A 25804-nucleotide genomic window follows, 5' to 3' on the forward strand; every position below is an offset into this window, starting at 1 on the left:
GGACGTGAACGGTGTCGAGGATCTGTACTGGGCCCATGAACGCTCCCGAACCGCCTGAGGCTCTTCCTTCCCCTCGCTCGCGCCATACCGGCGCCGCCTCCGGTTTGCTCATGGCTGCCACCTCGATGTGCACCGTGCAGCTCGGATCGGCTCTGACGGTTCCGCTGTTCGGACAGCTCGGCGCGCTGGGAACCGCGGGGCTGCGTCTGGGCTGGGCGGGGCTGATTCTGCTGGTCGCCGTCCGCCCACGGCCCCGTGACTTCAGCCCCCGGGATCTTCCTGCCTGCATGGTGCTCGGTCTGGTGACCGCCGGAATGATGGTCTTCTTCATGCAGGCCATCGCCCGTCTCCCGCTGGGGACCGCGAGCGCACTGGATTTCCTGGGACCGCTCACCGTCTCCCTCTTCGGCCCGAGGAAGGGACGCCTCGTCTGGGCGGCCGCGGCGGCGACGGGCGTCGTGCTGCTGACCGAACCCTGGCATGGCGGCGCCGACCTTGTGGGGGTGGGGAGCGCGCTGCTCGCCGCGGGGTGCTGGGCCGTGTACATACTGCTGACCCAACGGGTCGGTGATCGCGTCACCGGGCTGAAGGGGCTGGCTGTCTCCATGCCGGTGGCAGCGGTGCTGGGGCTGGCGCTCGCCGCCCCGGACCTCGCTGGACGCCTCACGGGGTCAGCGCTGTGGACCATGCTGGTTCTGGCGGTGCTGAGCCCCGTCATCCCCTTCGCTCTCGAGTTTCTCGCCCTGCGTCGTCTGACCGCGTCCGCGTTCGGCACTCTGATGAGCCTTGAGCCCGCCATCGCCCTCCTGGTCGGTCTGCTCGTTCTCGGCCAGCGGCCCGGGACGGCTGCGACACTTGGCCTGGTTCTCGTGGTCGTGGCCAGTGTCGGTGCCACCCGCGCCGGTGCCCGTCCCATGGCATCCGCCAAAGAGGCACTGGCTTCCTCGGCCTGCGTCTGATCACCCGGCCGGGAACATGCTTTTGCCCCTTCAGAGAAAAACTCAGAGGAAAACGCGAGCGATATCAAGCCATTTCTGCGCATCCTGGCCGACCGCCGTGAGGTCGGTCTCGGCTCGGGACCTGCGCTGGGTCACTCGAAGGCAGAAGTCGAGGGCACTGCCCTGAATCCGCTGCATGGCATCTTCCGGACCCCATGCCCAGGGCCGGCCGTCGGGACCGGTCAGCTCGACACGGAACGGCTCTTCCGGAACAGGCAACTGGGCAGCATAGAAGGACAGCGCTCGCCCCATCACTCCCAACGAGGCCACATGGTGAAGCCGGCCCGTGGGACGGCGTGAGACACCCAGCGCATCGAAGATATCCTGCCCATGAGCCCACGTTTCCATCAGCCGAAGCGGCACCATGAGCGCCGCGGTGAGCTGTGAGCCGTACCATGGAAACCCGTGGTCCAGTGGAATGTCGCGCAGCGCCGCCGCCACCTCGGTTCGGCCGGTGCGCCATTGTTCCAGCAGTGCTGATCGCGGTGTGGCCGCTCCCGCGGCAGCATCGAGATCGGCGTATTGGCTGCCCGCGGCCGCTGCCTGCTTCAGCACGGCGTCGAACGCATCCGGGGTGCGTATGGCGATGAGAACGTTCGCATCCGCGGAAGCGAGATGAGCGATCTGGTGGGCGATCGTCCACCCCGCTGCCGGGGTGGGCTCGGTCCAGTCGGTCTGCGCCGATACCAGGGCGTCGAGTTCATCTCCTTCGGCCACCAAGTCGGGCAGAGCAAGGTCGTGCTCTACGCTGGACATGTCAAGGCCGTAGTCCAACATCACTGTCACCTTCACACATTGACGGCAACGGGTCCGTCCCGTTGGGAGGGGCGAAGTTGATCTCGTGTGATCAGGCTACCTGAGGTTGATTCCTGTCAACTTCTGTCCGCCATCCGCTGTTTCGCTTGGAGGGGACCATGTCCACATCCATCGGCATGCCCGCCGATCCGACGTTGAGCTACCGGGCTATCGAGAACTTGATCGCACGTTACGCCGAGCTCGTGGACGACGGTGATTTCGCGGGACTCGGAATGCTTCTCGCCCAAGCCACCTTCACGGGCACGGGCGAGCCGGTGAGCGGGCGCGACGCGATCGAGAAGATGTTCCAGGACACTCTGATCGTCTACGCCGACGGCACGCCGCGAACCCAGCATGTCACCACCAACGTTGCCATCGAGGTCGACGAACAGGCGGGCACGGCGGTCTCGCGTTCGTATGTCACCGTGTTCCAGACGCTGCCCGATCTGCCGCTGCAACCCATCGCCGCCGGTCGGTACCGTGACCGCTTCGAGCGCCATGAGGGGCAGTGGCGCTTCGCGGAGCGACGGGTCCGCATCAACCTGATCGGCGATGTGAGCCGCCATGCGCACCAGGCTGCCGCACGGCGGTAGCCGCTTGAAGGGGCCGCGCCCCCGGACAACGGGGTCGCGGCCCCCGCTCACCTCGATGGGCCGCCCAGCTCGCGTCGCCTCAGATCATGAGCAGCAGCCGCGTGTGCGGTACCAGCTTCCGGTTCACGCTGGTGCTCTGCACGAATATCGTGAAGTCGTTGTTGTGGTCCGGCTTCACGCGAACTTCCGTGTCCGGCAGACCCAGCAGGGATCGGGCCTCCGGCCCCGTGTACACCCGGTCCGTCTTCTTCTCCAGCACCGCGATCTGCTTCCGCGCCTGGATCTTCTCCGATTTACTCAGTTGATAGAACGCGCCACCGGTGCGGTAGGTGTGCCCGCATTCGATGACCCATTCCCGGATCGCCGCTTCGCGAGCCACCGGAATGAGCTGATACTCCGACGGATTCACCGGGGTGAGACCGGCTGCTTTGATGGTCTCCTTGTTGACCGCCTCCGCACCAGTGGAGAATACCGCGCGCGATCCCCGGATGCCCTGGGCCCGGCCCATCATAAAGTTCTCGGTGGCCTGCTGGATAACCTGCCCTGCCTCTTCCAGGCCCTGTGTGCTCGTGGCGTCCCAGATGGCGATATTGTCCTTCGGGAAGCCGCACTGCATGGCCTCGCGCTTGCCCATCTGGTCCGGCACAAGGACGGCCAGTGTCCAGTTGTCCTCCTGCGTCTGCATCAGGCTGGCCACGGCCTGGATGAGTTCGCGTGGGTTTTTGGTAGGGGCGTCCGGGCAGCGATGGCTTGCGTTCTCCTGGCCGTCCGTCAATACGAACGTCAGGAAGCTGTGGTCGCCGTACAGTTGGGCGGTCTGCGCAAGCTCCCGCTGCGACTTGAGCGTGGCCGCCAGCAGCGCCGTCATTCCACCGACCCGGTAAAGCTGCTTCAGGGACGGCATACGCAGCACGTCCTTGTCGTAGATGACGCACTCCACCTTGTCCGCGAAGACGTAGACCGTGACGCGGGTTTCCTGGTCCAGTTCCTTCGATCGTCGGGCCAGATACGCAATCTGCTGGTCGGCGACTTCAACGACCTTGCCGCTCAAATGTGACATGGACGAACTCGCATCCAGCACAAGAGCAACGTGATTGATGTAGTTCTGGTTTCCGGACATGGACGCTCCCCTTTTTCCTTCTCGATGCTTCTACCTTCTCACCCACCACTGACAATCGATGTGGAGCACAGGCCCGTGCGGGCGGGTGGAGCGGTGTCAGGAGGAGAAGCGCACGTAGTCGAAGCGTGCGGTCACTCCCGCACCGGCCAGGGAGACGAGGCCGATGCGCGGTTCGGAGCCGGCGGGCAGATGCCAGACCCCACCCCAGATGTAGTGCTTCCCGTCCCGGCTCGTGGCCGGCTGGAACCTGTGCTCGCCGGTCGTCGGATCGACGGTATGGCGCAGCCGCAGCCACATGGTGTCGGCCGACGGGCCCAACTGCATCTCCGGCCAGCTATCGCGGTCCCGGCCGATCCACAGGAAAGCCTGCCGCGATGGGCCGGTCCGGGTCGGAGCCAGATGGATCGAGTCCTCGGGGCTCTGGAAGGCGATCAGCCCAGCCTGGCTGCGCCCGTCGGGGGCGTCGGTGATCGGGAAGTGCAGCTTGGTCTCGACCGTGTAGGTGCCGGTCGGAGCGTCACGAAGCAGCGCCGATGCCATGGTCCCCTTGCCGGAGAAGTCGGCATCCTGTGTCGGCCACACATACTGGCCGTCGGTGACCTTTCCGTCGGCGGGGCCGAACCACGTCCACCCGTCCAACTGGTTGTCGTCGAAGTCCTCGTCGTACTCCGGCAGTCGGGCTCCGATCCGGGGGTCCGGCTGTTTGACGGTCACCGGCGTGTAGAGCCGGGTCACCCCGACGTTGTCGGCCTCGCCCGCACCGCGCGTCGAGGCGACACCGCCACGGCGCCAGTTCTTGGGTACGTCCACTGTCAGTTCGGCCAGCGGCATGTCGAGCATGGCCGAGCCGGCTTGTACCTGCGCCGCCCCGTCGCGGATCTCGGCCGTGAGCGAGTGCCAGGTCCGCGGGTCGGCGTTCGCGGGCAGCCGAGCGGTGCGCTTGCGCACCACCTTCCCGTCCCGGGTGACCTCGACGGACAGTGTGCCGGTGGAGTCCAGCCAGGCCACGACGTGGTTGAACCGGCCCGCGGATGCCAGGACAAGGCCGACCCGGCCCTTGTCGTCGCGCGGCCGGACGTCGGCCTCGATCCTCACATCGCCGTCCGGGGCTTGTCGCGGCAGCAGCAGTTGCGGGACCGCGGCCCGGGACCGGCCACGGGCGTACCGCCCCGAGTCCTGATCCGAACCCGTGGTCCAGGACCCGTACCCGGCGGTGTCGAAGCCGCCGAGCCCGTCGTCGAAGGTGCTGCCCGCGCCCCATCTGCTCGTCGGTGCGGTCTGCCGGTCCTCGCTGGTCCAGGCGCCCGCGCGCACCGTCGGCCAGCCGTCGATCCAGTCGAGCCGGTCCATCATGGTCGGCCGTCCACCCCAGTTGGGGTCGCTCTCGTGGCGGTCGAAACCGTTGGTGAGGATCCAGTCCTGGCCGGACTTGTCCACGACGTTCGCCGAGTGGCCGGTCGCGACCCACTTGTTGCCGTTCGGCGCGTTGACGATCGTGCCGCCGACGTGCAGGTCGGCCAGGCCGACGCCGTCGGCGTCCTTGAACGGGCCCATCGGGTCCTTGGCCCGCCCGACGAACACCGGATAGGCGCCCTTGTCCCGGGCGCAGCAGCCCAGGCCGGAGTAGAAGAGGTAGTACCAGCCATCGCGCTTGACCACGTACGCGGCTTCGCCGCGCCGGGCGCCGACCACCTGCACCGGATCGCCGACCGGCGCGGTGCCCTCCTCGTTCAGGCGCACCGCCTGGATTCCGCCGTCGCGGAACGAGCCGTAGTAGAGGTACTTCCGGCCGTCGGAGTCGACGAACACCGCGGGATCGATCTGATTGACCGCCGTCCCGTACGGCAGCACGGGATGGCCGATGTCCTTCCACGGACCTGCCGGATGGTCCGACGTGGCCAGCGCGATGGTGTTCTTGTCGCCGCCGGCGACCGAGTAGTAGAGGTAGTACTTCCCGTTGAGGTAGCGGATGTCGGGTGCCCAGTAGTAAGTGGTCGCGAAGTCGCGCCACTGCGGGTGGTTGTCGGGCCCGAAGACATCACCGACGTAGGTCCAGTTGACGAGGTCGGCCGAGCGCGTGATCGGCATGAAGTGCTGGGACTCCCAAGGACCTCCCTGGTTGTCCCGGCGCATGCTGGTCTGGGTCGCGTACGCGTACCAGTAGCCGTCCTTGCCCCGGATGATCGACGGGTCGGAGAAGGCGTCCGCGACGTTGTCCATCACGGGGTTCTGGTACGTGCCGGGCGGATCGGCGGGATCGGCCGCGGCCGGTCCGGGATGCGCACTGCCCAGGCCGAGGACCATGAGCAGGGCGAGAAGGACGGTGCCGGGTCTGCCCCGGACCGCGCGGAATCGTGCTGACGTCGAAGCCATGTCGGGAGCTCTCCTTTGTGGATGCCGGATATGGCGGAGATATCGCGGAGGCCGGGTCGCGGGCCGCGCCCGGAAGAACGGATGGCTGTACGGCGCGGGGGTGGTCTCAGACGATGACCAGGGCCGCGATGCGCCAGAGGCCGTTCAGCTTCGAACCGGTGATCTCCAGGTCGGCGGTGCGCCCGTCCGCTCCACCGTCGAGTCCGAAGGAGAACCAGACGAAGGCACGGCCCGGCAGGCTGTCGTCGCCGGAGCGTCCGAGGACCGTGCCGTCCTCGGAGATGGTGGTGACACCCGAATCGGTGAGGGAGTCGCCGGTCAGCACTCATACCGTGTGCTTGCCGGCCGGCACCGGGACGCGCAGGACGGTGGGCTCGCCCCTCTGCATGACGATGTCGCGGCGCAGGTCGTCGGCGTTGCCCCGGTCACGGGTGTTCGGCCGGTCGCCGATCCAGCCGAAGCCGCGGTCGCCGGTGTAGTCGTCCTCGGGCGAGAGCCTGGTGTACCCGGTCAGCAGCGGGCTGGACGGCGGGCCCGCGTCGAATGCCATGGCCGCGTCTTCGGGGTGTGGCGTGGTGACCACGGACACCGACCGGCCGCGCTCGATCTCCTCATCACCACTGGTGAGCCGGATCTCGACGGTGGCGAATCCCGGAGTGGACACCGGGGTTCCGGTGACGGTCAGCTCCCGCTCGGCTCCGGCGGCGACCGACAGGGTCCGCTCGGTACCGGACCAGCCGTCGGGGGTGACGAGGCGGGCGGTGACATCGCGGTCCTTTGTGCCGGTGTTGCGCACCAGCACCGTGACCGGGTTGGCCCGGCCCGCCCACCACACCGGATCCGCCGCCGCCCGCATGACGACGAGGGACGGCACCGGGGCGCCGGGGTCCGTGACGGCGAACGCGGACAGCCGCCAGGGGCCGCCCACCCCCGTGAACGTGATGTCCGTGGCGCGGCCGGTGGCACCTCCGTCGAGGGGGAGCTCCAGCCAGGTGAAGGTTCCGCCGGGCTGCTTCGGACTGGTGGCGACGGTGGCGCCGTCCACCGCGACCCGGGTCGGCGAGGCCGTGGCACCGGTGTCACCGACCAGCAGGTACCCGGTGTGCCTGCCCGCCGGTAGGGCGACGCGCAGCACCCGGGACGAGTTGTGCCACAGGTGGTCGCGCAACAGGGGCTCGCCACCGCGGTCCCTGGCCGAGGGGGCGGCGCCGACCCAGCCGTGGCCGGCCGACGCGGACCAGGCCGACTCGGGGGTCAGCGCGTCGTAGCCGGGCGTCGAAGTCCCGTTCCGCGGACCGGCGTTGAGCGCGACGAGGCAGCGGCTGCCCTCGGGGGCGACGATCAGGGAGGGCGGCCGGCCGTCGAGCCGGGTGAGCTTCGGCGCCACGTCCAGGTTCAGGGCGGTGACGGTGCCCGACAACGGGGGTGTGACCGGCAGTTCGAGGTGCGCGGTCGCGGCGCCGGCGGCGGTCCGTTCGGCGGGCTCGGTGCGCCAGTTGGCCGACGGTGGCCGCAGTGCGACCGTGAGGTCGCGGTCCCGCGCGGAGGCGTTGGTGACGGCGATCGGCAGCAGGTTCGGCCGACCGCCGAGCAGCACCCGCGGCCCGTTCAGCGCCGCTTGCAGCCATTCCCGCCGCGCGTCGACGATGCGGCTCTTGTCGAAGAAGAATCCGACCAGTGTCGCGCCAGAACCTCGCATGCTCCCGCTGGGCCTCGAAGCCCGCCTTGACGGCGGCGTGGCGCTGCCGGTCGATCTTCCCGGACAGTTCGCCCCACCCGGCGAGGAACCCCTCGATGCGGTCGACCCCGGTGAAATGCGTATCGTAGATGTGCTGGATGACCGTCTTGCCCGAGCGCAGCCGATGGTCGTACGGCACCCAGTGCATGAACAGCAGCAGCTCGTCGGGGCAGGTCGCCACGGACTCGTAGTGCTTGTGCCACGGCCGCGGATAGAGCCCGGTGAAGCCGCTGCCGGTCGCCTCGGTGCGGTCGAAGCCGGTGCCCTCGGCCGTGGAGTGGTGTGACTGGAAGAGGGTGCCCAGCGGGCTCGGGTCCAGATGGTCGCCCCCGGGGTCGGTGAGATAGCCCATCCCCAGCGGTGAGGTGTAGTCCTCGTACATCCGGCGCGAGTGCGTCAGGATGTCGGCCACGACCTCGGTGACCGCGTCGTCGTGGCCGAAGGCCAGCCCGGCCCACTCCGCGGCCAGGTCCCGGGGATCGGCGTCCGGGTTCCAGCACATCCTGCCGAAGGCGTAGGTGTTCGCCGCTCCCAGCAGATGTCCGGTCCAGTCGCGGGCGTTGCCGAAGTTGCTGACCCCGGCGATGCCCGCCCGCGGCATACGGTCCTTGCCGTCCGCGAGGATGTCGGCGACGGTCGGACCGGCGCCGGGCCCCCGCGTCGGAAAGGTCAGCACCTCCCGCCACAGCGGAGCCAGATAGGTGGTGTGGATCTGGTGGCCCGTGTACTCCTGGGTGAGCTGGAGCTCCAGCATCTGGTTCGTCCGGCGCATCGCGCCGAACAGGGGGTGTACGGGCTCGCGGATCTGGAAGTCGATCGGTCCGTACTTGGTCTGGAGGATGACGTTGTCGTCGAACGCGCCGTCCAGCGGGGCGAACACCCGGTACTGGTACTCCGCCCAGTCGCTGAAATCCTCGTGGACGAAGCTGCGCCAGATGATCTGCCCGTCATGCGGTGCGACCGTGCGGGCCAGCATGTTCGCGCCCTCGGCATGGGTGCGTCCGTAGTCGAGTGGGCCGGGCTGCCCCTCCGAGTTCGCCTTCACCAGGAACCCGCCGAATCCGGGCAGGCTCTTGAAGATTTCGGCGCTCTTGTCGCGCCACCACTGCTGGACCCGCCGATCGGCGGGATCGGCCGTCGTGATCGGATCGGCGTCGTCGGCGATGGATGCCATGGACCGCGCATAGTCGACCACCCGGCCGGAGATGTCCGGCAGCTTGTCCCACTCGAAGAGCGAAGTACCCGCGTAGCCACGCTCGATCGACCCGTCGAAGTTGTCCCAGTGATTCATCATGCGCAGCGCGGTACCCGGCTTCTCCACGACGGACAGCTTGTGCAGCGGCTGCTCGAGCTGGAGCAGACGGATGAGATGGAAGACCCCGGCCAGCACCCCCCGATCACTGCGGGCCCCGATGACCAGCCGCCGCCTGCCCGGCGGGCCGGTCATCTCGATCACGAACCCCTGCCGGCCGATCCGGGCCGGCCGGTCGGGGCTCATCCGGGATCGCACGATCGGTGACTCGTCCACCGTGCCGATGACGACCGAGGCTCGATCGGCGGGAACCCGGACCGGTGCGCTGCCGGTGAGGCCCTGGGCGGCCCGCCGCAGTTCCCGCTCGGCGTTGGCCATGACCGGGCCCTCGCCCTGACGGGCCAGGCCGGTCAGGGCCTTGCGATACTCGGCGAGCCGCCGGGGATCGATGGTGGGGCGGTAGCGCAGCCAGAGATCGTAGCCGTCCTCGTCGGGGATGCCCGCCGGTGCGGCGAAGCCGGCCACCGTGCCCCACGGGCTCAGCACGGTGGCGAAGGCGAGAGCGGATGCCTGGAGCACTCGGCGACGGCCGTACTCGTACTCGGATCGGGCCATTGCGGTTTCTCCTCTGCGCGAGAACGAAGGGAATTGCGCCGAGCCCTCAGGTGGTGGCCAGACTATGCACGGGGCCGGGTGAGAATCGCGCGCAGTTCGGCCACGGGGATCTTCGGTTGGCGGTCCGGTGTGAGCAGGCCGTTGGTCTCCTGTTCGGTGTCGGTGAACTGGGTGTAGCAGAAGCCCGCGAGCCCGGAGTCCACCGCGGCGGCCACCAGGTCGGCGAGGCGTTCGGCGAAGTCCTCCTTCGTGGCCACGGTGTCGTAGCCGAACCACTCGGCGCCCTCGGCCGGTTCGAAGGTCGCGCCGCCGAACTCGCTGAGGACGACGGGCTGCCCCTGATGGCGGACGCCGTCCAGGGTCAGCCGTTTGGCGCCGGGCCACTGCTCGGCGAGCTCGCCCTGCCGCAGCGAGGCGTGGCCGTAGCGCTTGCGCAGCACGTCCCCGTGCTGGGTGTAGTCGTGGACGCCCCAGATGTCGGCGGCGGAGATCTCCCAGCCGTCGTTGGAGACGGCGGGGCGGGACGGGTCCAGGGCCTTGGTCAGGTGGTAGAGGGCGTCCATGAAGTGGCGCTGCGCGGGGACGAGCGCCGGGTTCGGCACGGACCAGGACTCGTTGACCGGGACCCAGGCGACGATCGAGGGGTGGCCGAGGTCGCGGGAGACGGCTTCGGTCCACTCGGCGACCACGCGCTCGAGGGTCTGCGCGCCGAAGGTGTACGCCGAGGGCATCTCCTCCCAGAGCAGCAGCCCGAGCCGGTCGGCCCAGTACAGGAAGCGCGGGTCCTCGATCTTCTGGTGGACACGCAGCCCGTTGAGGCCGATCTCCTTCGCCCGTTCGACATCGCGGCGCAATTCATCGGCCGAGGCCGACAGATGCGATGCGGGCCAGTAGCCCTGCTGGAGCGCGAACCGGAGGAAGTACGGCTTGTGGTTGAGCAGGAAGACTCCGTCGTCCCAGCCGATGTCGCGCAGGCCCAGGTAGGACGCCACACGGTCGACCGGAGTGTCCTCGGCCGCATCGCGCAACTCCACTACCGCGTCGATGAGTTGCGGCCGTTCCGGGTTCCACAGCAGATCGTCGAGGTCCTGCCCGTGGCGCAGGGCGGGCACCGCGATATCGAACTCCGCCTCCTGGCCCTCGAGCAGCGTCCGCTGCTCGGCGAGCACCCGCTCGCCCCGGGTGAGGCGCACCGTCACGGTGAGCGGGCGCCGCGGCCAGTGGCCGAGACGCAGCCGGCAGCGGACGCGGGCGTGGGCGACCTCGGGGGTCCAGTGCAGAAGCGTGATGTGCTCGGCCGGGACCTCCTCCAGCCACACCGGCTGCCAGATCCCGGAGGTGCGGTGGTACCAGATGACATGTGGATCCCGGCGCCAGTCCTGCTTGCCGCGGGGCTGCGCTACGTCGAGCGGCTGGTCCTCGGCGCGGACGACGACGGTCTGCTCGCCGTCCCGGTCGATGGCGTCGGTCAGATCGCAGGTGAAGCCGGTGTGCCCGCCCTCGTGCTGTCCCACCGGGCGGCCGTTCAGCCAGACCTCGGCCCGGTGGTCGACCGCGCCGAAGTGCAGCAGGAGCCGCCGCCCGGCGGCAGGCCGGGCCATGTCGATCGTGCGCCGGTACCAGAGCACGGGGTGGAACGCGGTGTCGGCCACGCCCGAGGCCGCGGACTCGGGCGGATAGGGCACGGTGACGGTGCCGGTGAACGGTGCGGAGGTCGCCGGGTCCATCCAGCGGCCGGCGCGGCCGCGGTCCTCGTCGTCGTGGGCGAACTCCCAGGGACCGCCGAGGTCGTGCCAGTCGGGATCGCGGATGAGCTGCGGCCTCGGATGGCCTGCGGCGTCCAGGTGCGGGTGGGGCATGCGTGAACTCCGATGGTGTGGTGCGTGCGTGGGGGATGGGAGGTGGCGCGCCGCGATTCAGTTCTCCTGGGCGTCCGCGGGGGAGCGGAGGTCCACGACCGTGGCGGCGAACGCCAGCGGACCCGGCAGGAGCGGCACCAGCAGCGGAATCGACCAGGCCAGGAGCCCGCTGAGGATCGCGGCACCGGCCAGCAGGAGACTGCCGCGCGGGTCCGCGGCCGAGCGGACCAGCGCCTCGCGTGCGGACAGCACATGCGGTGTCTCCAGCGCGGTCGCCCGCAGCGCCACGACCGTGGCGCCCAGGACGAGCAGCGCGAGGGCGGGCGCCAGGACGGCCGCTCCGGGCAGCGCGGCCCGCATCAGCGCGGCATCGACCAGGACGACCACCGCGAGCAGCGGCGGCACCAGACCGAGGGCCGCCGACCGCGCGGAGAGATGGGCACGCAGATGAGCGCCGTACGTACCGGCCCTTACCTGGACGCCGCTGCCCGCGGCCTGTCGCAGTGTCGCGGACGCGGCGGCGAACGCGGCCGGGGCCGTGACGACCGGCAGACAGGCGAGGCTGGTGAGCAGGCCGATGAGCAGCATGTCGGCGAAGAGGGTGAAGCCGGAGCCGAAGACCTCGCCGGGTTCCCGGCGCTCGCGCGGGGGTGCGATCGGTGCGTGGGCCATGGTGTGCCTCACCCCTTCAGTCCGGACGTGGCCATGCCCTGCACCAGGTAGCGCTGGAAGACGAAGAAGAACAGCACGATCGGCAGTACCGAGATCACCGACATGGCGAACATGGGCCCGTATGCGGAGGTGCTGGACTGGTCGACGAAGCTGCTCAGGGCGAGTGTGATGGTGTACTTCTCCGGCGCGAAAAGATAGATCATCTGGGTGAAGAAGTCGTTCCACGTCCAGATGAAGGTGAAGATGGCCGTGGTGATCAGCGCGGGCCGGGCCAGCGGCAGCGTGATCGACCAGTACGTACGGAAGGGACCGCAGCCGTCGATCCGCGCGGACTCCTCCAGCTCGCGCGGCAGGCCCCGCATGAACTGGACGATGAGGAAGACGAAGAACGCCTCGGTGGCCAGGAACTTCGGCAGGATCAGCGGCCAGAAACTGTCCACCAGACCAAGCCGGTTGAAGATGATGTACTGCGGGATCAGTACGACATGGTGCGGCAGCATCAGCGTCGCCACCATGAAGGCGAACATCACCTTGCTCATCCGGAAGCGCAGCCGGGCGAAGGCGTAGGCGGCCAGCGAGCAGGACAGCACGTTGCCGAGGACGGCGCCCCCCGCGATCAGCAGCGTGTTGCCGAGCAGATGGGTGACGGTGACACCCGAGACCCCGTCCAGGGCGGTCGTGTAGTTCGACCACTCCAGATGGCTGGGCCACAGATCGAGGCTCGTCATCACCTCGTCGGCCGGCTTCAGCGAGGTGGCGAGCAGCCAGGCCAGCGGATACAGCAGGACGAGCAGCGCGGCGGCCGAGACCGTGTGCGGCAGCCACCGCTTCGTGGCGATGTTCATCGGCCCTCCTCATCCGCGTAGAACACCCAGGACCGGGAGGTCCGGAACAGGATCAGGGTGATCGCGCCGACGGCGATCAGCAGCAGCCAGGCCATCGCCGCCGCGTATCCCATATGCGAGGCCGTGAAGCCGCGCTCGTACAGGTACAGCGTGTAGAACATCGTGGAGTCGGCGGGTCCGCCGTCGCCGCCGCTGATGGCGAAGGCCGGGGTGAAGACCTGGAAGGAGTTGATGACCTCCAGGACCAGGTTGAAGAAGACGACCGGGGACAGCATCGGCACGGTGATGGACATGAACTGCCGCCGGCGGCCCGCGCCGTCGAGTGCCGCTGCCTCGTAGAGGTCGGGCGAGATCTGCTGGAGGCCCGCCAGGAAGATCACCATGGGCGCGCCGAACTGCCACACCGTCAGCAGGACGACCCCGTACACCGCGAGATGCGGGTTGCCGACCCAGCCGCCGGTGTGGATACCGACCGCGTCCAGGACGCCTGCGACGGTGCCGCCGTCGTTGAACAGCGCCTTCCACACCAGGGCGATGGACATGCTCGCGCCGAGCAGCGACGGCGCGTAGAACGCGGAGCGGTAGAAGCCCCGGCCCCGGCTGAGGCTCTTCAGCAGCATCGCCACGCCGAGGGCGAGGCCCAGCTTCAGCGGGACGGCCACGACGACGTACAGCATCGTGGTGCCGACCGACCGCCAGTAGCGGGGGTCCTCGGTCAGCATCTCCCGGTAGTTGCGCAGGCCCACCCAGTGCGGCGGGTCGAACAGGTTGTAGTCCGTGAACGACAGGTACAGGGACACGGCCATCGGCACGAGGGTCAGCACGACCGCGCCGATCATCCACGGGGAGAGAAACACATAGGCGGGCCACTGCCGTTCCCGCACCGGGCGCCGCTTGCTCCTGCGCGGGCGCGGATCCGTTGTGCGGACGGTGCGCGCGGGCGCCCTCGTGGTCGAGACCGTGCTCATGACCTCAGCTCCCGGTTCGCCTCGTCGATGAATTCACGGGCGGCCTCGCGCGGGGTGGCCATCCCGTAGATCATGCGCTGGTGGATGCGCTTGAACGCCGTCTGGATCGCGAGATCGCCGGGCGGCGGTGCGGTCGGCGGGATGTCCAGGCCGTACTTCTCCATCGTCTGCGCGTAGTCGTAGATCTCCCGCTCCGCTCCCTCGAGCGTCTTGGCGACCCGGGCGGCGATCTTGCGGTTGGGCGGGGTGGACCGGGAGAAGCCGAGGATGTCGCCCGCCCGTGGGTCGTTCAGGAGGAAGTCGATCAACTGGGCCGCCTCCTTGGGGTGCTTGCTCCGCGAGCCGATGCCGAGGAGCATGCTCGGCTTGAAGTACGTGCCCTGGTGGCCGCCGGTCGTGGGCACGGGCGCGAAGTGGATGTTCTCGCCGAGCAGGGCCGTGTACCCGGGGAACGGCGCGTCCCAGGTGAAGTCGGCGGCCCCGAGGCGGCGGCCGATGGGGCTGGTCTCGGTGCTCTTGGCCTGCACGGTGTCCCGGGCCTGGGCGATGGCGCCTTCTTCGCGGAGTGTGTTGAGGAACGACCAGAAGGCGGTTAGGTCGTCCTCGGTGAAGCCGAGTTTCGTCTGGTCCGCGTAGAGGTTCTTGCCGCGGCCGCGCAGCCAGGTCTCGAAGACGTCCTCGTTGCCACCGCCGTCGTTGGCGCCGGTGAAGTGGCGTCCGTCGGGCGACTTCATGCCCAGGGCGGCGATCTTCTTGTTGGCCTTCGCCCAGTCCTGCCAGGTCCAACTCGGCTGGGGCGTCGGGATACCGGCCTGTCTGTAGACGGCGGAGTCGTAGGCGTATCCGGTGATGCCACGCCCCATGGGCAGGGCGAACTGCCGGCCCTGGTAGGTGCCGGTGCGCAGGAAGTCCTTGTCCATATCGGACGTGCGGATCGTGCGGTCCTCGATGACACCGTCCAGCGGCATGATCGCCTTGCCGCCCGCGTACTGGGAAATCTGCCGGTAGTCGAGCTGGACCACATCGGGCACACCGCCACCGGCGGCCTGCGTTGCCAGCTTCTGGAGATACGAGGTGAAGTCGCCGTTCGATGTGCGCACGGTGACACCGGGGTGTTCCTTCTCGAAGAGGCGGATCGCCTTCTCGGTGCGCGCGGCACGGTCGTCGTTGCCCCACCAGGAGAATCGGAGGGTGATGCCGGAGGTGTCGCCGCTCGCGGCGGAGCACGCGGAGAGCGTGCCGGTCAGGGCGGTGCTGAGGCCGACGGCGGCGACCGCCAGGACGGCCCGGCGGCTCGGGCGCGGGGGTCGGCCGCCCTTGTCGCGCGGCCGGGACACGCCGACCGCCGCATGCGTCGTGCTCACCATGTCTGCCTGCCCAGGTGGGCGGTGACCTGCTCGCGGTCCCAGGCGCCGTCGGCGACGGTGACCCGGTAGCCGCGGGAGAGGGTGTCGCCGGGGGCGAGGACGAGCTCCTCATGGAACGCCCAGGACGGGGCGACCGCGGCGAACGGGTCGCTGCGCACGAACCAGTGCGCCGGGTGCGTCCCCTTCTCACCCGCGTGATCGTTGGCCGGGGCGTGCTCGAAGACGACCGTGGCGTGGCCGTCGCGCCCGTCGTGCTCACCGACGTACGCCAGCCAGGGCGCCTGGCTGCCCATGAGGTCGCCGCCGTCCGCCTCGGCGGTGAAGACATGACCGTCGCGGAAGGCGCGCGGGCCCCGCCAGAACAGGCCGGTGTATCCGGCGGCCGGGCGGCCGTGGGTGGTGGGGCTGCCGAAACGCAGCGGTTCCCCCCGGCGGTTGGTGATCGCCGAAGTCCAGGTCAACGACCAGCTTCCGGCCCGCGGATCGACCTCGCCCACCTCGATGCGGCGCTCCTCCTCGGCCCACAGTTCACCGTCGTACGGATGCCAGGTCAGGCGCTCGGCGATCACGGCCCGGTCGTCCACGGCGGAGACCTCCTCGAACGCGACATGCGCCATCGAGCCGATCCGCTCGGGCAGCGCGACATACCCCTCGCCGTGGACATAGGTGTTCCCGCCCCACAGGTTCTGCCCCGACAGATGGGAGGCCGTGAGCTGGAGCCCCTTGTGCCAGCGGTGGTCGTTGGGGCGGTAATCGGTGACCAGCCCGCCGGAGAGGGTCCGGACCGGGTGCAGATACGGCTTGGGGGCCTCCCACGGGGCTTCGGGGCGGTACACATAGGCGAACAATTCGGTGCCGGTCGCCTCGTGGGCCACGGTGATGCGGTCACCGTGGGCGTGGGTCAGTGCGAGCGTCATGCGGGGGCCTCTTCCTTGCCGGTGGTGTCCGGCGCCCAGCCCTGGGCGCCGCCGTGCAGCTCGGTGTAGTAGGGGTCGCCGGGTCCGATCTCCCCCGCGCGGACCGGGGTGTCGGTGAACGCGGACTTGTACAGGGCGGTGATGAACTCGAGCGTCTGCCGGCCGCCCGCGCCGCTGGTCGCGTGGCGCCGTCCCGCCCTGATGTCGGCCACCAGGGCACGGAGCTGCGCCAGGTGCGAGCTGGGCTCGTCCGTACCGAAGTCGCGCCAGGCGGCCACGGTCTCCTCGGGGACACCGGGGGCCGGGGTGATGCGCCAGTCCGCGTTGCGGTAGCCGTACAGGTTGGTCAGTTCGATCGTGGCGAGCTCGCAGTCGATGCGGATGCGGCTCACCTCGTCGGGGCTCAGCACGCTGTTGACCACGGTGGCCACGGCGCCGCTCGCGAACCTCACCTGCGCCGTGGACACGTCCTCGGTCTCGACGCCGTGCACGAGCCGCGCCGCCATCCCCCGCACCTCGCTCCAGGGACCCATCAGGTCCAGCAGCAGATCCGTCTGGTGGATGCCGTGCCCCATGGCGGGCCCGCCGCCCTCGGTCGCCCACCGCCCGCGCCATGGAACGGAGTAGTAGGCGGCGTCCCGGTACCAGGTGGTCTGGCAGTGGGCGACGAGCGGGCGGCCGAACGCCCCCTCCCGCAGCAGTCGCCGCACATGGCGCGCGCCGGAGCCGAACCGGTGCTGGAAGACGATGGAGGCGTACGGTCCCGCGTCCCCGGGCGTCTCGGCCGCCTCGATGGCATCGAAGTCGGCGAGGGACGGGCACGGCGGCTTCTCGCACCACACCCAGGCGCCGGCCTTCAGCGCGGTCACCGCCTGGTCGCGGTGGACGGCGGGCGGCGTGCACAACACCACCAGATCGGGGCGCAGTTCGGCCAGGGTGGCGTCGAGGTCCGTCGAGGCGTACGGAATCCCGGCGCCGGCCGCGAACGCGCGCACCGCGTCCATGTCGACGTCGACGGCGGCGACGATCTCCACCTCGCCCGCGTCGGCCAGCGTGCGCAGCGCGGGCAGATGGCTGGAGCGCGCGATGCCCCCGGTGCCGACCACGGCGGTGCGCAGTGGGGTGGTGGAGCGGTGCGAAGACATGCGGACCCTCTCAGAGATGTGCGGTGAGCGCGGCGCCGTGGGCATGGGCCGGCAGCCCGGACCGTCCGACGGACAGCCGTCGGCCGCCCTCGTGACGCCCCCGGTAGCAACCGCTTGCTATCGATTGGTTCCAACGTTGTAACCGCGAAATCTCGCCACGGTCAACCCCTTGTCAGGAACGGGATTCCGAGCGGCCCCGGCGCTGACAGCCCGCCGAGATCCCTGCATAATGCGGAGAAACACAGGTGAGGAGGTCGGTCAGTGGCCGCGGTGACACTCAAGGACGTGGCGGAGCGGGCAGGAGTCTCGATCAAGACCGTGTCCAACGTTGTACGCGATGCTCCCCGCGTATCCGAGGCCACGCGGAAGCGCGTACTGAAGGCGGTGCACGAGCTGGGCTACCGGCCGAACCCGTCGGCCCGCCGCCTGCGCACCGGGCACAGCGGCCTGATCGGCCTCGCCGTCCCGGATCTGGCGAAGCCGTACTTCGCCGAACTCGCCCAGCACGTTCGGGCCGAGGCCGCGCCGCTGGGCCTGACCGTCCTGATCGAGGAGACGCTGGGCGATGCCACGGAGGAACTGCGCCTGGCCACCGGCGTCGGCGCGTCACTGCTGGACGGTGTGATCCTGTCGCCCCTGCGTGTCTCGCCCGACGAACTCGCAGCCGTGGCCAACGAGTTCCCGCTGGTTCTGCTCGGCGAGCGCAGCTACGAGCGCGACCAGGTGGGGGCCGACCACGTCCTGATCGACAACGTGGCGGCGGCGCGCGACGCCACCGCCCACCTGGCCGGGCTCGGCCGTACGCGGATCGCCGCCATCGGTGTGGACCAGCAGGCGTCGGCGACCAGCCGGCAGCGCCTGGAGGGCTTCCAGCTCGCCCTGCACGAGGCCGGGGTGACCTACGACCCCCGGCTGGCGCCCGCCATCAAGGAGTTCGACCGGCGCAACGGCCTGCTGGCGATGCGCGCCCTGGCCGCCCTGCCGGCCGGTGTACGCCCCGACGCGGTCTTCTGCTTCAGCGACCTGCTGGCCGTCGGCGCCCAACGCGCCCTGTTCGAGGCGGGGTTGAACATCCCGGACGACGTCGCCGTGGCCAGCATCGACGGCTCCGACGAGGCGCTCTACAGCACGCCGTCCCTCACCTCCGTGGTCCCCGACAAGACCGCCATCGCCTCACTGGCCGTGAAGTGCCTGGCGGCCCGCATCCGCTCGGACGTGCCCCTGCCGTTCGAGGTGCATACGGCTCCGCACTGGCTGCACGCCCGGGAATCCACGAACGGCGGGCGCCAGCAGCTTTTTCCCTGACCGCTTTTCCCTGATCCGGACCGACTTTTCGCTGACCCGGACCGACTCTTCGCTGATCCGGGCCGGGGGCCGCCAGTCGAAGGACGGCCCCTCGGCGACGGCGCTCAGCCGCTCCTGGTGACGGTCAGACGCCGCCAGCTCGCGGTCCCGGCCTGGTCACGTACCCCGATCGCACCCCGGGTGAAGGAACAGCCCGGATCCTGGTAGGCGAAACCGACCGGCTTGGCGGGGGAGCCCGCGGGCCTGCCGGTCACCGTGAGGGTGCAGCCCACGGCCTTCACCGTCAGGTGGTACCAGGCCCCGGTGGGCAGGCCGCCGGGGACGGCTGTCTGCGCCAGCTCCTTCCAGGCACCGTGCTGCTTGCCGAGGACGATTCGCCGCGACGACACACCGACGTATTGACTTCCGCTCCCCGGCCTAAAGGCTGTGGATTCCCACCACGGTCGGCTGACCGCCGCGTTGATGTCCCGGTCGAGGACGGCTCCGCAGGCTCCGCATTCCCACACTCGGATGTGCAGGGGCTTGGGGCCGTCCTTGACGCCGCACTGCGAGCAGACCTGGGAGGTCGGTTCGAACCGTCCGATGCGGTGGAAGCCGCGGCCGAACTTCGCGGCCTTGTACTCCAGCATCGTCACGAATGCGGACCATCCAGCGTCGTGCACGGACTTGGCCAGGCGTGTACGGGCGAGTCCCTTCACCGCCAGGTCTTCCACTGCGACCGCTTGGTTATCGCGGATCAGCCGGGTGGAGAGCTGGTGGTGGAACTCGCGCCGCGCGTCGGTGACCTGCGCGTGAGCGCGGGCGACCTTGATCCTGGCCTTGTTCCGGTTGTTCGAGCCCTTCCCCTTGCGGCTGAGGGCCTGCTGTGCGCGCTTGAGCTTCTTCTCGGCCCGGCGCAGGAAGCGAGGAGCGTCGATCTTCGTGCCGTCGGACAAGACGGCGAAATGCCCCAGCCCCAGGTCGATGCCGACGGTCTGATCGCTCTCCGCTGAGGTGACGGGCTCGGTGGCCACAACGAAGCTTGCGAAGTACCTTCCGGCCGCGTCCTTGATCACGGTCACCGTGGAGGGGGCCGAGGGAAGGCTGCGGGGCCACTTCACCCGCACGTCCCCGATCTTCGGCAAGGACAGGTCGCCGCCGGTGGTGATCTTCCAACGGGCGTTCGCGGTGAAACGTACTGCCTGCCGGTTGTCCTTGCGGGACTTGAGCCGGGGCGCACCCATGCGCGGGCGCTTGCCCTTCAGCCCGTCGAAGAAGTTCCGGTACGCGGCGTCCAGGTCCCGCAGGGACTGCTGGAGCACGACAGCGGACACCTTGCCGAGCCACGCGCGCTCTTCGGTGAGCTTGGCCTGGGTGATCAGCAGCTTGGACAGGTCCCCCGTCTTCGGGAACGCCTCGCCTGTGGCGCGGGCGATCTCACGGGCGCGAAGCGCGTCGTTGTAGACCACCCGTGCACACCCGAACGCCCTGGCCAGCGCTGAGCGCTGAGGACCGTTCTGGTACAGACGGAAGCTGTACCTCAACTGCATGTCGATCACCCTAAGACAGTTGGGCCATGGCTGAGAATCAGAACATCTGTACTGGTCGGCACTGCACTTTCGCCCTCCACGCGCAGTTGGTTTTTGTGACGAAGTACCGGCACAAGGTCTTCAAGGACACTCACCTGACGCGCATGGAGGAGATCATGCGGGCCGTCTGCGCCGACTTCGTGTGCGAGCTGATCGAGTTCGACGGCGAGAACAACCACGTCCACCTGCTCGTTCCGGTTCTCCCAGCACGCGGGTGCCGTCGCTGTCTCATGAGGATTGTCCCTTTCCTTCGGAATGCCGGTAGGGAGCCAGGTGGTTGCGGGGGTCCCGTTTGAGCCGGTAGCCGCCGGGGACCGTCGGCAGCGGGTCCTCGGCCCGCATCTGCCACACGGCCAGCAGGGACAGCAGCCTGACCCGCTCGTCGGCGGCCGCCGGGTCCGACCAGCGGTCCACCAGTTCCAGCGGGTCCTCGCGCAGGTTGTACAGGCGGAAGTCCCCGACGATGTCCGCGTACAGGGTCCAGTCCCCGCTGCGGACCTTGCGGCGGCGCCCGCTCTGCGTGGCCGCGTTGAGCTCATCCCAGCGGGGCTCGCCGCCCGGGCCGTCGAAGATGAGCCCGGGCATCCGGTCGGCCACGTCCTCGGGCCCGTAGGGGAGTCCTCCCATGCCCTGCTCCACATAGACGCTGCCGAACTCCTCCGCCGGACAGGGCCGTCCGGTCAGCAACGGCCACAGGCTGCGCCCCTGCACACCGTCGGGCAGCTCGCGCCCCATCGCCTCGCAGAGCGTGGGCATGAGGTCCGCGAGCGAGACGTGCTCCGGACGCGGCGCGCCGGAGGGCCGCACCGCGTCCCCGTTGACCACCAGGGGGACTCTGGCCAGGATGTCCGGGATCTCCGCGCCCTTGCGCACCAGTCCGTACTCGCCGACGAAGTCGCCATGGTCCGCGGTGGCGACGACGACGCGTTCGCGTACCCGGTGCCGGGTCTCCAACCCCGCGAGCAGACGCCGCAGTTCGTCGTCGATGAGCCGCAGCATGCCGAAGTAGTTGGAACGCGACGGGGCGATGGCTCCCTCGTAGTCGGCCACCGCGTGCTCGCCCAGGCTGCGCAGATACTGCCAGGGGAAGGTTTTCCCCTCCAGCGCGTCGGCCCCGGTGCGGGGCGGCGGCAGCGACTCCTTCGGGAACAGCGAGAAGTAGGGCTCGGGCACCTGATACGGATTGTGCGGCTCGGGGATGGACACCGTCAGCAGGAACGGCCGGTCGTCGGGGACGGTGGCGGCCCAGGCGAGCGCTTCGTCGACGATGCGGTGCGGATTCTGCGCCTCGACCGGGAACGGTGTGGGCTCCTCGTGGGTGCGGTGCCGCAGCGCCGCCAGCCATGCGTCGAACTCCTTGTGCAACGCCTTTGAGGGGGCGGCCACTTGGCCGTCATGCATGAACTCGACCCAGTGGTCCACGGACGAGGCGTCGAGATAGGTGTGGTTCTTGCCGATCATCGCCGTGGCGTATCCGGCCGCGCGGGCCTCACCGAAGAGATCGGCGTCGCGGACCGCGAGCGGATTCGCCGGGTTCTGGGTGACGCGGTGCGCGCTGGGGAACCGCCCGGTCATCAGACTGGTGCGGGCGGGGCAGCACAGCGGTGACGTCGTGTAGGCGCGGTCGAACCAGGCCCCGGAGCGTCCCAGCTCGTCGAGGAACGGCGTGGTGTCCAGCGGGAATCCCTCACGGGCGCTGACGTCGGCACGGTGCTGGTCGGTCAGGACGAGAACGATGTCGGGCCGGCGGGGCGTGGTCACGCTCGGGTGGTCCTTTCGGCGAGGGTGGCGCCGTCGGTCGACGGGCCGTCGGTGGTACGGCGGTCGGCGCGGGAGATCCGCAGGCCGATGAGGGCCGCGCAGGCCGCGCTGAACAGGACCGAGACGACCACGGCGAGGGCCAGCCACCACGGCGAGCCGTCGGACGCCACCAGCATGGCGTACGCGACCGGCGGGGTGAGGCCGCCGAGGATCGAGCCGACCTGGTAGACGAACGACACCGCCGTGTAGCGGACCTCGGTGGGGAACAGCTCGGCCAAGAACGTGCTCTGGACGGCGAATTGGGCCGAGTTGCACAGCCGGAAGAGCGTGATCCCGAGCACCATCCAGAAGAGCGTCCCGGTCTGGAGCAGGGCGAACAGGGGGAAGGTGGTCACGGCCATCGACAGCACACTCCACACGAACGTGCGGCGCACCCCGAACCGGTCACCGATCCTGCCGAGGTAGAGCATCAGCGGCAGGCAGATGATGCTCGGGATCAGCGTTCCCACGATCCCGATGCTGTCGCTCCGGTGCAGGTAGGTGACGATGTACGCCGTCACCACGGGCCCGACGACATTGCCGGTGATGGCATCGGCGGAGCGCGCGCCCAGCGCGAGGAGCAGCGGCGCCCAGTGGCGGCGCAGGAGCGTGATCAGCGGCGCCTTCGCCACCCCGCGCTTTTCCTGAAGGCGCGTGAAGTCCCCGCTCTCGGCGAGGCGCGTGCGCACCACGAGGGCGTAGACGAGCAGGATCCCGCTGAGCAGGAACGGGACCCGCCACACCCAGTCCTCGTACTGCGTGTCCGAGGAGAGCCAGGTGCACAGCAGCACGAGCCCGCTGCTGAAGATGCCGCCCACGGGATTGCCGAGCTGCGGGATGGAACCGAAGAAGCCGCGCCGCTCCTTCGGCACCGACTCGATCGTGGCGAGCGCGGCACCGGCGTACTCGCCGCCGAGGCCGATGCCCTGAAGCACCCGCAGGAACAGCAGGATGACCGGGGCGGCCGCGCCGATCGCGGCGTAGCCGGGCAGCAGGCCGATCACGAACGTCGGGATGCCCATGAGCAGCATCGTGAGAATCAGGAGCTTCTTGCGGCCGACCCGGTCGCCGAAGTGCCCGAAGACCAGGCCGCCGATGGGCCGGGCGAAGAACCCGACGGCGGTCGTCGTGAGGGCCAGCAGGGAGCCGATCGCGCTGCTCTGCGCCGGGAAGAAGACATGGCCGAAGACGAGTGCCGCGGTGGTTCCGTAGAGCCCGAAGTCGAACCACTCGAAGGTCGAGCCGAGGAAGCCGGCGAGCACGGTACGACGTGTGGCGGGGGCGATCCGAGGCGGGTCTGGCCTTGGCATACGGCGGCTCCACTGAGCATCCCAACGGTTACGGTAACCGTTGCATTGCGTGGGACGTTAGGACCGCGCGATGTTCGCCGTCAATGACTAGGCGTAGGAAAATGTTGACTCGCGTTCGATTATGGTGAGCGGTACCTCGACATGGCTCCGCGGGCGTGTGCCCTCCCGCACCCGCGCCGTGAGCAGGTCGAGAGCCCGCCGGGCCATCGTGCGGACATCCGCCTGAACGGTCGTCAGCCCGGGCCAGGAGTACTCCGCGTCCTCGTCGTTGCCGAACGCGACGACCTGGACCTGCCCCGGAACGTCCCGGCCCGCCCTGCGCAGCGCGTGCAACGCCCCGTGCGCGAGCGGCTCCTCGAGCGCGAGCACCGCGTCGAACGGCGTGCCTGTGCCCAGAAGTTGCACGATCGCCGCATGCCCGTCGTCCCTTGAGGACCGCGGCGTCTCCGCGACGAGCGACGGGGAGAACGTCCGCCCCGCCGCCGTCAGCGCGCGCCGGTATCCGTCGGTGCGCAGTGCGGCCGCGCTGTCACCGCCCGCCTTCCGCTCACCGCCCAGCAGCACGACACGCGAGGCGCCACGGTCGAGCAGCAGCCGCACGGCGGCCTCGGCCGCGGCGGTGTCCCGCGAGGAGACGCCGTCGAAGGGGCCCTCCACCCGGCGCGATCCGAGCAGCACCGCGGGGCCGGGGGAGGGCAGAGCCGTCAGCTCCCGCGCGGTGATCGCGGTCGGCATCAGCAGCACGCCGTCCGAGAGGCCCCCGCGATTGCGCAGCACCTCCAGCTCCCGCTCGCGGTCGCCCCCGGTGGGCTCCATCACCACGCTGATGCCCTGGGCCTCCGCGAGATCGAAGACCGCGGCGGCCAGGGGCGCGCAGTAGCCGTACCCGAGGCCCGGCAGGGCGAGCGTCACCGTGCCCGTCGTCCTCGAATTGAGGCCGCGGGCCAGGGGGTTGGGGCGGTAGCCGAGTTCCTCGACCGCGACGCGCACGGCTCGGACGGTCGCCTCGTTCACCTGCCCGGTGGCATTGACGACATTGGACACGGTCTTGACGGACACACCGACAGCGGCGGCCACATCGCGCATGCGCACCACCGTCGGCCGGCCACGCGAGGACTCCGGCTCATTCACTGGCAACGGCGCTCGACTCCCGTTCGACCAGGCGGTATCCGACCATATGGTGTCCCGGTTCGGGGAGCACCGCGCCGGTCGCCCGAGCCTGTGCGCGTTCCGCCAGGAGCGCGACGGCGCGGCGCGCGATCTCCTCGCGCCCCGGGTCGACGGTGCTGAGAGTGGGGGCGCAGTAAGCGGCCTGCGCGACGTTGCCGAACCCGACCACGGCGATGTCTCCCGGCACGCCGCGCCCCGCGTCCCGCAGCCCGCGGAGCGCGCCCAGGGCGAGCGCGTCGCCGAGCGCGAACACCGCGTCCGTATCGGGCGCCCGCTCGATGAGCGTCCGTACCGCCTCGGCGCCCGCCGCGAACGTGACGGTCTCCGTGCTCACCACCCGCCGGCGGCTCACCGGCAGCCCGGCGTCGCGCAGACCCGCGACATACCCCAGATAGCGCTCGTCGCTCTCCGCGGGCAGCACCTCGCCGGGGGCCAGGGCGGCGATGCGGCGCCGCCCGCCCGCGACCAGATGGGCCACGACCGTGCGCCCCGCCTCGAACAGGTCCGCCTCGAAGGAGTCGACGCGGCCCGCGGTGACCGACGCCGTGGCCACGATCAGCGGCTTGGTCACCGTCAACGCCCGCATGTCCTCTTGGCCGAGCGCGACGGGGACGAGCAGGATTCCGTCCACATGCCGCAGGTAGGGGTCGTCGCAGACACCGCGCTCGCGCCGCACATCGCCGTGCGTCTGCGTGATGCGTACGGACATCCCATGCTGCTGGGCCTCGCGCAGCACGGAGTCGGCGAATTCGCGGAAGTACGGGACCGTGACACTCGGCAGGGCGAGCCCCATCACATGGGACCGTCCCGAACGCAGGCGCCGCGCGGCCAGATTGGGGCGGTACCCGAGCTCGTCGATCGCCTCCCGCACCCGCTGCCGGGTCTCCTCCCGGACGTTCCCGCGGCCGCGGACCACGCTCGATACCGTGCTCGCCGAGACACCGGCGAGGGCGGCCACATCACGCAAGGTCGCGGAACCGCGTGTCGGGGAGTCCGCACCCGCGCCGGAAAGCCGTCCGCGCACAGCTCACCACGCCCCTTCCGCCACGACGGGAGTCTAGCCCGCGCCCGCCGCGGCGCCCGGCCGCAGCCCCGCCGGGCACCAGCCGATCAGCACGCCCGCCGCCATGGCCGCTATTCCGCCCAGGCGAACGTGCGGGTTCCGCTTACCCCCTCGAAGATGATCGCGTCGCCTACGCGATGGGCGCCCCGGCCCGCTTCCCCCGCCGGGCGGCCGTTGCGCCAGGCGATCCGGCCGTCCACGGCGATGGTGCGGTCCTTGTGGAGGAGCGGTACGGAGACCCGGCCGGCCGTACCCTTCGGGGCCCGGACGGTGAGGACGAACGAGTCGTCCCCCGCTCCGCGCCGCCACCGTACGGAAATCGAGCCAGCCG

At 69.8% G+C, this 25804-nt stretch carries 22 protein-coding genes and 1 pseudogene; 4 read left to right on the forward strand and 19 right to left on the reverse strand.

Annotated features, from left to right (window positions below):
* Positions 1–110 precede the first annotated feature (110 nt).
* Entirely contained in the window at positions 111–959 is an 849-nt protein-coding gene (locus tag KN815_RS00930) for an EamA family transporter (RefSeq protein ID WP_216339192.1), read from the forward strand.
* A 42-nt stretch (positions 960–1001) separates the two neighbouring features.
* Here the strand turns inward: KN815_RS00930 and KN815_RS00935 are convergent, their stop codons facing one another.
* A complete protein-coding gene (locus tag KN815_RS00935; protein ID WP_216339194.1) occupies positions 1002–1775 on the reverse strand; it encodes a TIGR03084 family metal-binding protein in 774 nt (257 codons plus the stop codon).
* A 137-nt stretch (positions 1776–1912) separates the two neighbouring features.
* On the opposite strand from KN815_RS00935, the gene KN815_RS00940 reads away from it, so the two are divergent.
* Positions 1913–2386 carry a nuclear transport factor 2 family protein gene (locus tag KN815_RS00940; RefSeq protein WP_216339197.1) on the forward strand — a complete coding sequence of 158 codons (474 nt, stop codon included), beginning with the start codon at positions 1913–1915 and terminating at the stop codon, positions 2384–2386.
* Between the two features lie 79 nt (positions 2387–2465).
* On the opposite strand, the gene KN815_RS00945 is transcribed toward KN815_RS00940, so the two are convergent.
* The 12 genes from KN815_RS00945 to KN815_RS01000 all read right to left on the reverse strand — a co-directional run bounded on the left by KN815_RS00945 (position 2466) and on the right by KN815_RS01000 (position 17257).
* Complete coding sequence (locus tag KN815_RS00945; RefSeq protein WP_216339199.1) at positions 2466–3506, reverse strand: vWA domain-containing protein; 1041 nt, start codon at positions 3504–3506, stop codon at positions 2466–2468.
* A gap of 96 nt (positions 3507–3602) precedes the next feature.
* The gene (locus KN815_RS00950) at positions 3603–5879 is read right to left on the reverse strand and encodes a glycoside hydrolase family 43 protein (RefSeq protein WP_216339200.1); all 2277 of its coding nucleotides are present in this window, start codon (positions 5877–5879) and stop codon (positions 3603–3605) included.
* Positions 5880–5985: 106 nt separating this feature from the next.
* The gene (locus tag KN815_RS00955) at positions 5986–6204 is read right to left on the reverse strand and encodes a hypothetical protein (protein WP_216339203.1); all 219 of its coding nucleotides are present in this window, start codon (positions 6202–6204) and stop codon (positions 5986–5988) included.
* Complete coding sequence (locus tag KN815_RS00960) at positions 6205–7047, reverse strand: COG1470 family protein (protein WP_216339205.1); 843 nt, start codon at positions 7045–7047, stop codon at positions 6205–6207.
* Positions 6959–9484, reverse strand: coding sequence for an alpha-glucuronidase family glycosyl hydrolase (locus KN815_RS00965; protein WP_216339206.1), 2526 nt, complete (start codon positions 9482–9484; stop codon positions 6959–6961). Before KN815_RS00965 ends, KN815_RS00960 begins: the two co-directional genes overlap by 89 nt.
* A 62-nt stretch (positions 9485–9546) precedes the next feature.
* Complete coding sequence (locus KN815_RS00970; protein ID WP_216339208.1) at positions 9547–11343, reverse strand: glycoside hydrolase family 2 TIM barrel-domain containing protein; 1797 nt, start codon at positions 11341–11343, stop codon at positions 9547–9549.
* A 57-nt stretch (positions 11344–11400) separates the two neighbouring features.
* Entirely contained in the window at positions 11401–12015 is a 615-nt protein-coding gene (locus KN815_RS00975; RefSeq protein ID WP_216339210.1) for a hypothetical protein, read from the reverse strand.
* Positions 12016–12023: 8 nt separating this feature from the next.
* Positions 12024–12860, reverse strand: coding sequence for a carbohydrate ABC transporter permease (locus KN815_RS00980; protein ID WP_216339212.1), 837 nt, complete (start codon positions 12858–12860; stop codon positions 12024–12026).
* Positions 12857–13828 (reverse strand): carbohydrate ABC transporter permease, encoded by a 972-nt coding sequence (locus KN815_RS00985; RefSeq protein ID WP_216339214.1) that lies wholly within the window; start codon positions 13826–13828, stop codon positions 12857–12859. The genes KN815_RS00980 and KN815_RS00985 overlap by 4 nt, the downstream gene beginning before the upstream one ends.
* Positions 13825–15195, reverse strand: coding sequence for an ABC transporter substrate-binding protein (locus KN815_RS00990; RefSeq protein WP_216339216.1), 1371 nt, complete (start codon positions 15193–15195; stop codon positions 13825–13827). The genes KN815_RS00985 and KN815_RS00990 overlap by 4 nt, the downstream gene beginning before the upstream one ends.
* Positions 15189–16112, reverse strand: a complete 924-nt coding sequence (locus KN815_RS00995; RefSeq protein WP_216339218.1) for a DUF6807 domain-containing protein — start codon at positions 16110–16112, stop codon at positions 15189–15191. Before KN815_RS00995 ends, KN815_RS00990 begins: the two co-directional genes overlap by 7 nt.
* Complete coding sequence (locus tag KN815_RS01000) at positions 16109–17257, reverse strand: Gfo/Idh/MocA family protein (RefSeq protein ID WP_216339220.1); 1149 nt, start codon at positions 17255–17257, stop codon at positions 16109–16111. Before KN815_RS01000 ends, KN815_RS00995 begins: the two co-directional genes overlap by 4 nt.
* A gap of 261 nt (positions 17258–17518) precedes the next feature.
* Here KN815_RS01000 and KN815_RS01005 point away from each other — a divergent pair, with 261 nt between their 5' ends.
* Positions 17519–18562 (forward strand): LacI family DNA-binding transcriptional regulator, encoded by a 1044-nt coding sequence (locus KN815_RS01005; RefSeq protein WP_216339222.1) that lies wholly within the window; start codon positions 17519–17521, stop codon positions 18560–18562.
* A 104-nt stretch (positions 18563–18666) separates the two neighbouring features.
* On the opposite strand, the gene KN815_RS01010 is transcribed toward KN815_RS01005, so the two are convergent.
* Positions 18667–20091, reverse strand: a complete 1425-nt coding sequence (locus KN815_RS01010; RefSeq protein WP_253208660.1) for an RNA-guided endonuclease TnpB family protein — start codon at positions 20089–20091, stop codon at positions 18667–18669.
* A 26-nt stretch (positions 20092–20117) separates the two neighbouring features.
* Here KN815_RS01010 and tnpA point away from each other — a divergent pair.
* Positions 20118–20336, forward strand: a pseudogene (tnpA, locus tag KN815_RS01015) (IS200/IS605 family transposase); the annotation flags it as partial.
* A gap of 22 nt (positions 20337–20358) precedes the next feature.
* On the opposite strand, the gene KN815_RS01020 reads toward tnpA, so the two are convergent.
* The 5 genes from KN815_RS01020 to KN815_RS01040 all read right to left on the reverse strand — a co-directional run.
* Positions 20359–21891, reverse strand: a complete 1533-nt coding sequence (locus tag KN815_RS01020; RefSeq protein ID WP_216339226.1) for a sulfatase-like hydrolase/transferase — start codon at positions 21889–21891, stop codon at positions 20359–20361.
* Positions 21888–23240 (reverse strand): MFS transporter, encoded by a 1353-nt coding sequence (locus KN815_RS01025; RefSeq protein WP_216339228.1) that lies wholly within the window; start codon positions 23238–23240, stop codon positions 21888–21890. Before KN815_RS01025 ends, KN815_RS01020 begins: the two co-directional genes overlap by 4 nt.
* 87 nt (positions 23241–23327) lie before the next feature.
* A complete protein-coding gene (locus KN815_RS01030; RefSeq protein ID WP_216339230.1) occupies positions 23328–24326 on the reverse strand; it encodes a LacI family DNA-binding transcriptional regulator in 999 nt (332 codons plus the stop codon).
* 37 nt (positions 24327–24363) lie between these two features.
* On the reverse strand, positions 24364–25368 hold the full coding sequence (locus KN815_RS01035) for a LacI family DNA-binding transcriptional regulator (RefSeq protein ID WP_216339232.1): 1005 nt from the start codon (positions 25366–25368) through the stop codon (positions 24364–24366).
* Positions 25369–25544: 176 nt separating this feature from the next.
* Positions 25545–25804 (reverse strand): alpha-L-rhamnosidase C-terminal domain-containing protein (locus KN815_RS01040; protein WP_216339234.1); only part of this gene is annotated, 260 nt, incomplete at its 5' end.

This window comes from Streptomyces niphimycinicus (genome assembly GCF_018883605.1).
Taxonomy (GTDB): Bacteria; Actinomycetota; Actinomycetes; order Streptomycetales; family Streptomycetaceae; genus Streptomyces; species Streptomyces niphimycinicus.

Bases quoted from the DNA above. Each gene is read 5' to 3' on its own strand.
- KN815_RS00930 (WP_216339192.1), top strand. From the start codon at position 111: ATGGCTGCCACCTCGATGTGCACCGTGCAGCTCGGATCGGCTCTGACG.
- KN815_RS00935 (WP_216339194.1), bottom strand. From the start codon at position 1,775: ATGTTGGACTACGGCCTTGACATGTCCAGCGTAGAGCACGACCTTGCT.
- KN815_RS00940 (WP_216339197.1), top strand. From the start codon at position 1,913: ATGTCCACATCCATCGGCATGCCCGCCGATCCGACGTTGAGCTACCGG.
- KN815_RS00945 (WP_216339199.1), bottom strand. From the start codon at position 3,506: ATGTCCGGAAACCAGAACTACATCAATCACGTTGCTCTTGTGCTGGAT.
- KN815_RS00950 (WP_216339200.1), bottom strand. From the start codon at position 5,879: ATGGCTTCGACGTCAGCACGATTCCGCGCGGTCCGGGGCAGACCCGGC.
- KN815_RS00965 (WP_216339206.1), bottom strand. From the start codon at position 9,484: ATGGCCCGATCCGAGTACGAGTACGGCCGTCGCCGAGTGCTCCAGGCA.
- KN815_RS00970 (WP_216339208.1), bottom strand. From the start codon at position 11,343: ATGCCCCACCCGCACCTGGACGCCGCAGGCCATCCGAGGCCGCAGCTC.
- KN815_RS00975 (WP_216339210.1), bottom strand. From the start codon at position 12,015: ATGGCCCACGCACCGATCGCACCCCCGCGCGAGCGCCGGGAACCCGGC.
- KN815_RS00980 (WP_216339212.1), bottom strand. From the start codon at position 12,860: ATGAACATCGCCACGAAGCGGTGGCTGCCGCACACGGTCTCGGCCGCC.
- KN815_RS00985 (WP_216339214.1), bottom strand. From the start codon at position 13,828: ATGAGCACGGTCTCGACCACGAGGGCGCCCGCGCGCACCGTCCGCACA.
- KN815_RS00990 (WP_216339216.1), bottom strand. From the start codon at position 15,195: ATGGTGAGCACGACGCATGCGGCGGTCGGCGTGTCCCGGCCGCGCGAC.
- KN815_RS00995 (WP_216339218.1), bottom strand. From the start codon at position 16,112: ATGACGCTCGCACTGACCCACGCCCACGGTGACCGCATCACCGTGGCC.
- KN815_RS01000 (WP_216339220.1), bottom strand. From the start codon at position 17,257: ATGTCTTCGCACCGCTCCACCACCCCACTGCGCACCGCCGTGGTCGGC.
- KN815_RS01010 (WP_253208660.1), bottom strand. From the start codon at position 20,091: ATGCAGTTGAGGTACAGCTTCCGTCTGTACCAGAACGGTCCTCAGCGC.
- KN815_RS01025 (WP_216339228.1), bottom strand. From the start codon at position 23,240: ATGCCAAGGCCAGACCCGCCTCGGATCGCCCCCGCCACACGTCGTACC.
- KN815_RS01030 (WP_216339230.1), bottom strand. From the start codon at position 24,326: ATGCGCGATGTGGCCGCCGCTGTCGGTGTGTCCGTCAAGACCGTGTCC.